Annotated in this window: 7 protein-coding genes; 4 read left to right on the top strand and 3 right to left on the bottom strand. The window is 72.6% G+C overall.

Features of this window, described 5'->3' with window-relative positions; all coding sequences use genetic code 11:
- Positions 1–175 precede the first annotated feature (175 nt).
- The 4 genes from ACZDWJ_RS05950 (at position 176) to ACZDWJ_RS05935 (ending at position 3,354) form a co-directional block, all read left to right on the top strand.
- Positions 176–1,021, top strand: coding sequence for a flagellin N-terminal helical domain-containing protein (locus ACZDWJ_RS05950; protein WP_463520009.1), 846 nt, complete (start codon positions 176–178; stop codon positions 1,019–1,021).
- A gap of 175 nt (positions 1,022–1,196) precedes the next feature.
- The gene (gene fliD, locus ACZDWJ_RS05945; RefSeq protein WP_463520008.1) at positions 1,197–2,528 is read left to right on the top strand and encodes a flagellar filament capping protein FliD; all 1,332 of its coding nucleotides are present in this window, start codon (positions 1,197–1,199) and stop codon (positions 2,526–2,528) included.
- A gap of 80 nt (positions 2,529–2,608) precedes the next feature.
- On the top strand, positions 2,609–2,992 hold the full coding sequence (fliS, locus tag ACZDWJ_RS05940; protein ID WP_463520007.1) for a flagellar export chaperone FliS: 384 nt from the start codon (positions 2,609–2,611) through the stop codon (positions 2,990–2,992).
- Positions 2,993–3,006: 14 nt separating this feature from the next.
- Positions 3,007–3,354: a hypothetical protein gene (locus ACZDWJ_RS05935; protein WP_463520006.1), complete on the top strand. Its 348-nt coding sequence runs from the start codon at positions 3,007–3,009 to the stop codon at positions 3,352–3,354.
- Positions 3,355–3,405: 51 nt separating this feature from the next.
- On the opposite strand, the gene ilvA is transcribed toward ACZDWJ_RS05935, so the two are convergent.
- From ilvA to ACZDWJ_RS05920, 3 genes are read right to left on the bottom strand one after another with little or no spacing between them, the layout of a single operon-like run.
- Positions 3,406–4,638 carry a threonine ammonia-lyase gene (ilvA, locus tag ACZDWJ_RS05930; protein WP_463520005.1) on the bottom strand — a complete coding sequence of 411 codons (1,233 nt, stop codon included), beginning with the start codon at positions 4,636–4,638 and terminating at the stop codon, positions 3,406–3,408.
- Positions 4,635–6,041, bottom strand: a complete 1,407-nt coding sequence (locus ACZDWJ_RS05925; RefSeq protein ID WP_463520004.1) for an AI-2E family transporter — start codon at positions 6,039–6,041, stop codon at positions 4,635–4,637. Before ACZDWJ_RS05925 ends, ilvA begins: the two co-directional genes overlap by 4 nt.
- Before the next feature lie 45 nt (positions 6,042–6,086).
- Positions 6,087–7,238 (bottom strand): cystathionine gamma-synthase, encoded by a 1,152-nt coding sequence (locus ACZDWJ_RS05920; RefSeq protein ID WP_463520003.1) that lies wholly within the window; start codon positions 7,236–7,238, stop codon positions 6,087–6,089.
- Positions 7,239–7,327 lie beyond the last annotated feature (89 nt).

The raw sequence follows: 7,327 nt of genomic DNA, 5'->3' as shown, positions 1-7,327 counted from the left end.
CGCCTCGGGGGCGCGGTTCCGGGCCCTCGGCACGTCCGGGCGCCCGCGTCACGACCAGCGACGCGGAAAAAAGATCTCCCGGACTCCTCAGGCCGCCCCGGCCGGAGCCGAACACCATGGCGTGAGCCCACGGACGGGCTCGTAGTCGGATCCAGATCACCAGGAGGGAACCATCATGGGTCTTCGCATCAACACCAACACCGACGCGTTCAACAGCTACCGCAACCTGTCGGTCACGCAGGGTCAGATGAGCAAGTCGCTGGAGAAGCTGTCCAGCGGCTTCCGGATCAACCGCGCCGCCGACGACGCGGCCGGTCTGGCCATCTCCGAGGGCCTGCGCTCGCAGGTCGGCGGTCTCAAGCAGGCCGTGCGCAACGCCCAGGACGGCATCTCGGTCGTGCAGACCGCTGAAGGCGCGCTCACCGAGGTCCACTCGATCCTCCAGCGTGTGCGTGACCTGGCCGTCCAGGCCGGCAACGACTCCAACAGCGCCGACGCCCGCGCCAACATCAAGACCGAGATCGACTCCCTCGGCGACGAGCTGACCCGCATCGGCGCATCGACGAACTTCAACGGCACCAAGCTGCTCGACGGCTCCGCCTCGGCCCTCACCTTCCAGGTGGGCGCCAGCGACAGCGCTACCGAGTCGCAGGTCGTCGTCGACCTCTCGAGCGCCGACGTCACCGCCATCGGCACCGCGGTCAAGGCGCTCGACGTCTCGAGCGCGGCGAACGTCGCCGGCGCGACCGGTGCGATCAAGGCGGTCGACACCCAGATCAACACGGTCTCGACGGAGCGCGCGAAGCTCGGTGCCGTGCAGAACCGCTTCGAGCACACCATCAACAGCCTCAACGTGGCCGTCGAGAACCTGTCGGCCTCCGAGAGCCGGATCCGCGACACCGACATGGCGCAGGAGATGATGAGCTTCACCCGCTCCAACATCCTCTCGCAGGCCGGCACCGCGATGCTCGCGCAGGCCAACTCGGCCCCGCAGAGCGTGCTCCAGCTGCTGCGTGGCTGATCCCTCGCAGCACGGCTGATCCACGGCCGGCCCCGGCCGGTCACGGCTCTGCTCGACCGAGTGCTCCCGATCCGAGCCGACGCCCCCGGGGGCGGGACCACGTCCCGCCCCCGGGGGTCTTCACATCCAGCGCGGCGATCCCGCGCACGCAGCACCGAGGCACACAGGAGGAGCGATGGGCGCCAGCATCAGCGGGCTCTCCAGCGGCCTGGACACCGCCACGATCATCAGCCAGCTGATGCAGATCGAGGCCCAGCCCCAGACCCAGCTCAAGACGAAGGTCAGCGGCGAGCAGAAGCTCCTCACCGCGCTCCAGAGCCTGAACGCCAAGTTCGCCAGCCTGACGACCGCCGCCGAGAACCTCTCGAAGCCGGCGGGCCTGGCCCCCCTCACGACGACGTCGTCGAGCACCGCGGTCACCGCGTCGGCCTCGACGTCGGCCGCCGCGACGACGCTCTCGGTCACCGTCACCAGCGTCGCCCGCAGCCACCAGCTCGGCTTCTCCGAGGCCCACGCGCTCACCGACAGGGTGACCGTGCCGGCCACCCAGGTGACCCTCAACCGCTTCGACGGCGCGCCCGTCACCCTCGAGACCGGCGACGGCACGCTGCAGGGCCTGGTCAACGCGATCAACTCCAGCGCGAACGACACCGGCCTGCGCGCCACGACCGTCAAGGTCGCCGACGGCTCCTACCGGCTCATGGTCTCCTCGGTCGCCACTGGCGCCGCGTCCGACTTCGAGCTGACCCAGACCGACGGCTCGCCACTGCTGGGCGGCGCCACCGTCGTCGCCGGTCGCGACGCCGCGATCGACCTCGGCTCGGGGATCGTGGCGACCTCGGCGTCGAACACCTTCTCCGACCTGCTGCCCGGCATCAGCGTGACGCTGGGCGCGGACGCCGCCGTCGGCACCACCGCCACCGTCCAGGTGGCCCGCGACGGCGCGACCGTCGCGAAGTCCGTCTCCTCGCTGGTCGACTCGATCAACGACATCCTCAAGACCATCGACTCCGGCTCGGCGTACAACGCCTCGACGAAGACCGCCGGCGTCCTCATGGGCGAGTCGACCGTCCGCGACCTGCGCGACCGGCTGCTCAACGCGGTCTACCCGGCGTCGGGGGCGGCGTCCCTGGCCTCGGTGGGCATCCAGGTCAGCCGCGACGGCCTGCTCACCTTCGACTCCACGACCTTCACCCAGGCCTACGCCGCCGACCCGAACGCCGTCACCGCGCAGTTCGACAAGGCCAGCACCGGCTTCGCCGAGCGGATCCGGAAGGTGGCCGACCAGACCTCGAACGGGGTCGACGGCACGCTCACCCAGGCGATCTCGGGCCAGAACACCGAGATCAAGCGCCTGAACGACTCGATTGCGGCCTGGGACGACCGATTGACACTGCGACAGGCCAACCTCCAGCGGCAGTTCACCGCGCTGGAGACCGCGCTCAACCAGATGCAGAGCCAGTCCAACTGGCTCAGCGGCCAGCTCAGCTCGCTGAAGAGCGGCTGATCCGGCACCCCGCAGGACCCGCAGCACCCGCAGCACCCGCACACCGTCCATCGCTCATCGCACGCCAAGGAGGGCACCAGATGAACCACAACCCCCGCGCCGCATACATGGATGCATCGGTCGCGACCGCGAGCCCCGCCCGGCTCCTCGTCATGCTCTACGAGCGTCTGGTCCTCGACGTCACGCGCGCCCTCGAGGCGCAGCGCTCGGGCCAGGTCGAGGAGGCCCACCGGCAGCTGGTGCACGCCCAGGACATCGTGCTGGAGCTGCGCTCCAGCCTGCGTGTCGAGGAGTGGGACGGCGCGCCGCAGCTGGCCTCCATCTACGACTACCTGCACCTGCAGCTGGTCCGCGCGAACATCGGCAAGGACGCCGACCTCACCGAGGCCTGCCTCGGCCTGGTCACCGACCTGTGCACCACCTGGCGCGAGGCCGCGCTCGCGTCGGTCAACCACGTGGCCTGACCGAGGACCCGACCGTGTACGTCGACCGCAGCGCCCTCGGCCTCGAGGACCCCGACGCCGACTTCACCGCGTGGCAGGTGAGCCTGGACCGGATCGAGCTCGACGTGATCCGCGCCGAGCGCAGCCTCGCGACCGGGGCGCTGCTGGCCAGCGACGTCTGGGACGTCCCCGACGACCACGGCCCCATGCCCGAGGAGCTGCGTCCGCGCGCCGAGGCGCTGCTGGAGCGTCAGCGCGCCGTGCTCGAGCAGATCGCCACGACCCTCGGCACGACGCTGCGCCAGCAGGCGCTGGTGGAGGCCGTCGGCCGCACCAGCGTCTCCGGGCGGGGGCGTCCGGTCTACGTGGACACCCGCTTCTGACGCGGTTCTGACGCGGTTCTGACGCGGTTCTGACGGCTCGGCTCCGACCGCTCAGAGCTCGACGACGTAGCCGGCGCCGCGCAGCCGCGCCAGCACCTGCTCGGAGTGCTCGGCCCCGCGGGTCTCCAGCTGCAGCGCCACCTCGACCTCGTCGACGCCCAGGCGCGGCGAGACCCGCTCGTGCACGACCTCCATGACGTTGGCGCCGGACGCGCTGACCTCGGAGAGCAGCCCCACGAGGCCGCCGGGCACGTCGGGCACGGTGACGCCGAGGTGCAGGTAGCGACCGGCGGCCGCCATGCCGTGACGGATGACCTTGCCCAGCAGCAGGGGGTCGATGTTGCCGCCGGACACGACGGCGACCACCGGGCCGCGGAAGGCGCCCGGACGGTCGAGCACGGCCGCGACGGCCGCGGCGCCGGCGGGCTCGGCGACGAGCTTCTCGCGCTCGGCGAGCGCCAGCACCGCGCGGGCCAGGGAGTCCTCGGTGACGGTGAGGACGTCGTCGACGTGGTCGCGCACGGCCGGGAAGGTGAGGTCGCCCGGCAGCCCGACCGCGATGCCGTCGGCCATCGTCTTCATCTGCTGCAGCGGCGTCGGCCGGCCCTGCTCGAGCGAGCCGGGGTAGGCGGCGGCGTCCTTGGCCTGCACGCCGAGCACCGTGACGTCGGGCCGCTCCTGCTTGATCGACAGCGCGATGCCGGCCAGCAGCCCTCCCCCGCCGGTGGGGACGACGACGGTGGCTGCGTCGGGCACCTGCTCGAGGATCTCCAGGCCCACCGTGCCCTGCCCGGCGATGACGTCGAGGTGGTCGAAGGGGTGGATGAGCACGGCGCCGGTGCGCTCGGCGTGCTCGCGGGCCGCGGCCAGGGCGTGCTCGAGGTAGGTGCCGGCGAAGACCACCTCCGCGCCGTAGCCGCGGGTGGCGCGCTCCTTGGGCAGCGGCGCGCCCTCGGGCATGAAGACGGTGGCCCGGATGCCGAGCAGCTGGGCCGCGAGCGCCACGCCCTGCGCGTGGTTGCCGGCCGAGGCGGCGACGACGCCGCGGGCGCGCTCCTCGGCGCTGAGGCGACTGATGCGCAGGTAGGCCCCGCGGATCTTGAACGAGCCGGTGCGCTGGAGGTTCTCGGCCTTCAGCCAGGCCGGCACGCCCGCGGCCTCCGAGAGCAGCCGCGACTCGGTGACCGGCGTGAGCAGCGCGACCTCGCGCAGCGCCTCGCGGGCGGCGCGGAAGTCCTGCGGGCCGAGCGTCTCGGGGTGCAGGTCGGCGGGCGGGAGGGTCACGGCTGGTCGCTCCGGGGCTGGTCGTCGGGCTGGTCGGGCTGGTCGTCGGTGGGGACGTCGGGGTCGTCCTCGGTGGGGTGCTGGCGTCCGGCGAGGGCGACGGAGTCGCCGCGCTCGGCGTAGTCCTCGGCCAGCCGCTCGGCGGAGTCGTGCCCGTCGGCCTGGTCGGAGTAGGAGGCCAGGTGCATGACGACGGCGTTGACGGCCGCGGCCAGCGGCACGGCGACGAGCGCGCCGGCCACGCCCGCGACCAGCACGCCGGTGGCGATCGCGATGATGACGCCGAGGGGGTGCACCGACACCCAGCGGCCCATCAGGAACGGCTGCAGCACGTGCGCCTCGAGCTGCTGCACCGCGACGACGACGATCAGCATGATCACGGCCGTCACTGGGCCCTGGTCGACCAGCGCGACGAGCACCGCGATGGCCCCGGCGATGGTGGCGCCGATGAGCGGCACGAACGCGCCGAGGAACACGATGACGCCGATGGCCAGCACGAACGGCACCTGCAGCACCGCCGCGCCCACCGCGATGCCGACGGCGTCGACCGCGGCGACGATGACGGTGGCGCGCACGAACTGCACCAGCGAGATCCAGGCGACGCGCCCCGAGGAGTCGACCTGCGCGCGGGCCGCGCGGGGGGCCAGGCGCACCGCCCAGGACCAGATCCGCTCGCCCTGGGCGAGGAAGAAGTAGGTGGAGAACAGCACGATGAAGAAGCCGGCGAGCACGTGGCTGAAGACCGTCGTGACCTCGCTGGTGCGGCGCAGGATCTCGGCGCCGTCGGAGTTGCGCTGGAGGCTGTCCTGGGCCTGCTGGAGGTAGCCGTTGATCTGGGAGTCGCTGGCGTGGAGGGGGCCCTCGCGCAGCCAGTCGCGGATCTCGCCGATGCCGTTGGCGACCTGCGCGGCGACGTCGCCGGCGCCGGTGGCGATCTGCTGCCCGGCCAGCGCGAGCAGCGCGCCGATGGCCGCCAGCGTGCCGGCGACCACGACGAGGGAGGACAGGCCGCGGGGGATGCCGACGCGTCGCATGGCGTCGACGACCGGCACCAGCAGCGCGGAGACCAGCAGCGCGATGGCCACCGGCAGCACCACGAGCGAGAGGTAGGCGATCAGCCATAGGAGCACCGCGCCCGCGCCCGCGATGAGCAGCAGCCGCCACGACCAGGCGGCCGCGATCTCGACGCCGCGCGGCACGGTCTCGGCCGCGCTCTGCGCCCGGGCGTGCGGCGGCACGGGCGTCAGCTGCGGGGAGAGCCGACGCTCCCGCTCGTCGCGCAGCGCCGCCCACTGGTGGGCCAGGCGGTGGGTGAGCCCGCCGCCGTCCGCAGGCGCGCCGGAGACCCCACCCCGAGCCGGTCCGGGACTCAGGGGGGTGGGGTCGTCCGATGCCTCGCTCACGCCGTCACGGTAGGGCACGGCGACGTCGTCACGGGGGTCACGACCTCACCCGAGGGCGTGCGCGAGGTCGGCGACGAGGTCGTCGGCGGTCTCGATGCCGACGCTGAGGCGCACGAGGTCGTCGGGCACCTCGAGGTCGGTGCCAGCCACGCTGGCGTGGGTCATCCGACCGGGGTGCTCGATGAGGCTCTCGACGCCGCCGAGGGACTCGCCGAGGGTGAAGACCTCGGTGCGCTCGCACACGCCGAGCGCCTGCTCGACGCCGCCCTTGACGCGGAAGGAGACCATGCCGCCGAAGCGCCGCATCTGCTTGGCCGCGATCTCGTGGCCGGGGTGGCCGGCGAGGCCGGGGTAGATGACCTCGGTGACGTCCGAGCGCGAGCCCAGGAACTCGACGATCCGCTCGGCGTTGTCGCTGTGGCGCTCCATGCGCAGGGCGAGGGTCTTCAGGCCGCGCAGGGTCAGCCAGGCGTCGAAGGGGCCGGCCACCGCGCCCATGGCGTTCTGGTGGAAGGCGACCTTCTCCCCCACCTCCTCGTCGCGGACGACGAGCGCGCCGCCGACGACGTCGGAGTGGCCGCCGCAGTACTTGGTGGTGGAGTGCACGACGACGTCGGCGCCCAGCGTCAGCGGCTGCTGCAGGTAGGGCGAGGCGAAGGTGTTGTCGACGACGAGCAGCGCGCCGGCCTCGTGGGCGACGCCCGCGAGGGCCTCGATGTCGCCGATGGTGAGCATCGGATTGGTGGGGGTCTCCACCCACACCAGGCGGGTGAGGCCCGGGCGGATCGCGGCGCGCACGGCGTCGACGTCGCTGACCGGCGCCGGACTGTGCTCCAGGCCCCACATGCGCTCGACCTTGTCGAAGAGGCGGAAGGTGCCGCCGTAGGCGTCGTCGGGGATGACCACGTGGTCGCCCGGGCGGCACAGCGCCCGCACCAGGGTGTCCTCCGCGGCCAGGCCCGAGGCGAACGCGAACCCGCGCGTCCCCTCCTCCAGCGCCGCCAGGTTGCCCTCCAGCGCGGTGCGCGTGGGGTTGGCCGAGCGGGAGTACTCATAGCCGCCACGCAGGCCGCCGACACCGTCCTGCTTGTAGGTGGAGGTCGCGTAGATGGGCGGGATCACCGCACCGGTGCTGGGGTCGGGCTCGTAGCCGGCGTGGATGGCGCGGGTCTCGAAGCCGTGCTGCTCGTGGGTCACCCGCCGAGCGTACTCACGGGGGTCGGTGGGGCGGCTCGGGCCCCAATTACCCGGCTGACCGGGTAACCGTGCGCTTGGCACGGGACATA

The sequence above is a fragment of the Nocardioides sp. B129/18 genome, from assembly GCF_055282735.1.
The sequence above is the reverse complement of the archived record's forward strand: the minus strand, read 5'-3'. Positions and strand labels throughout refer to the sequence as shown.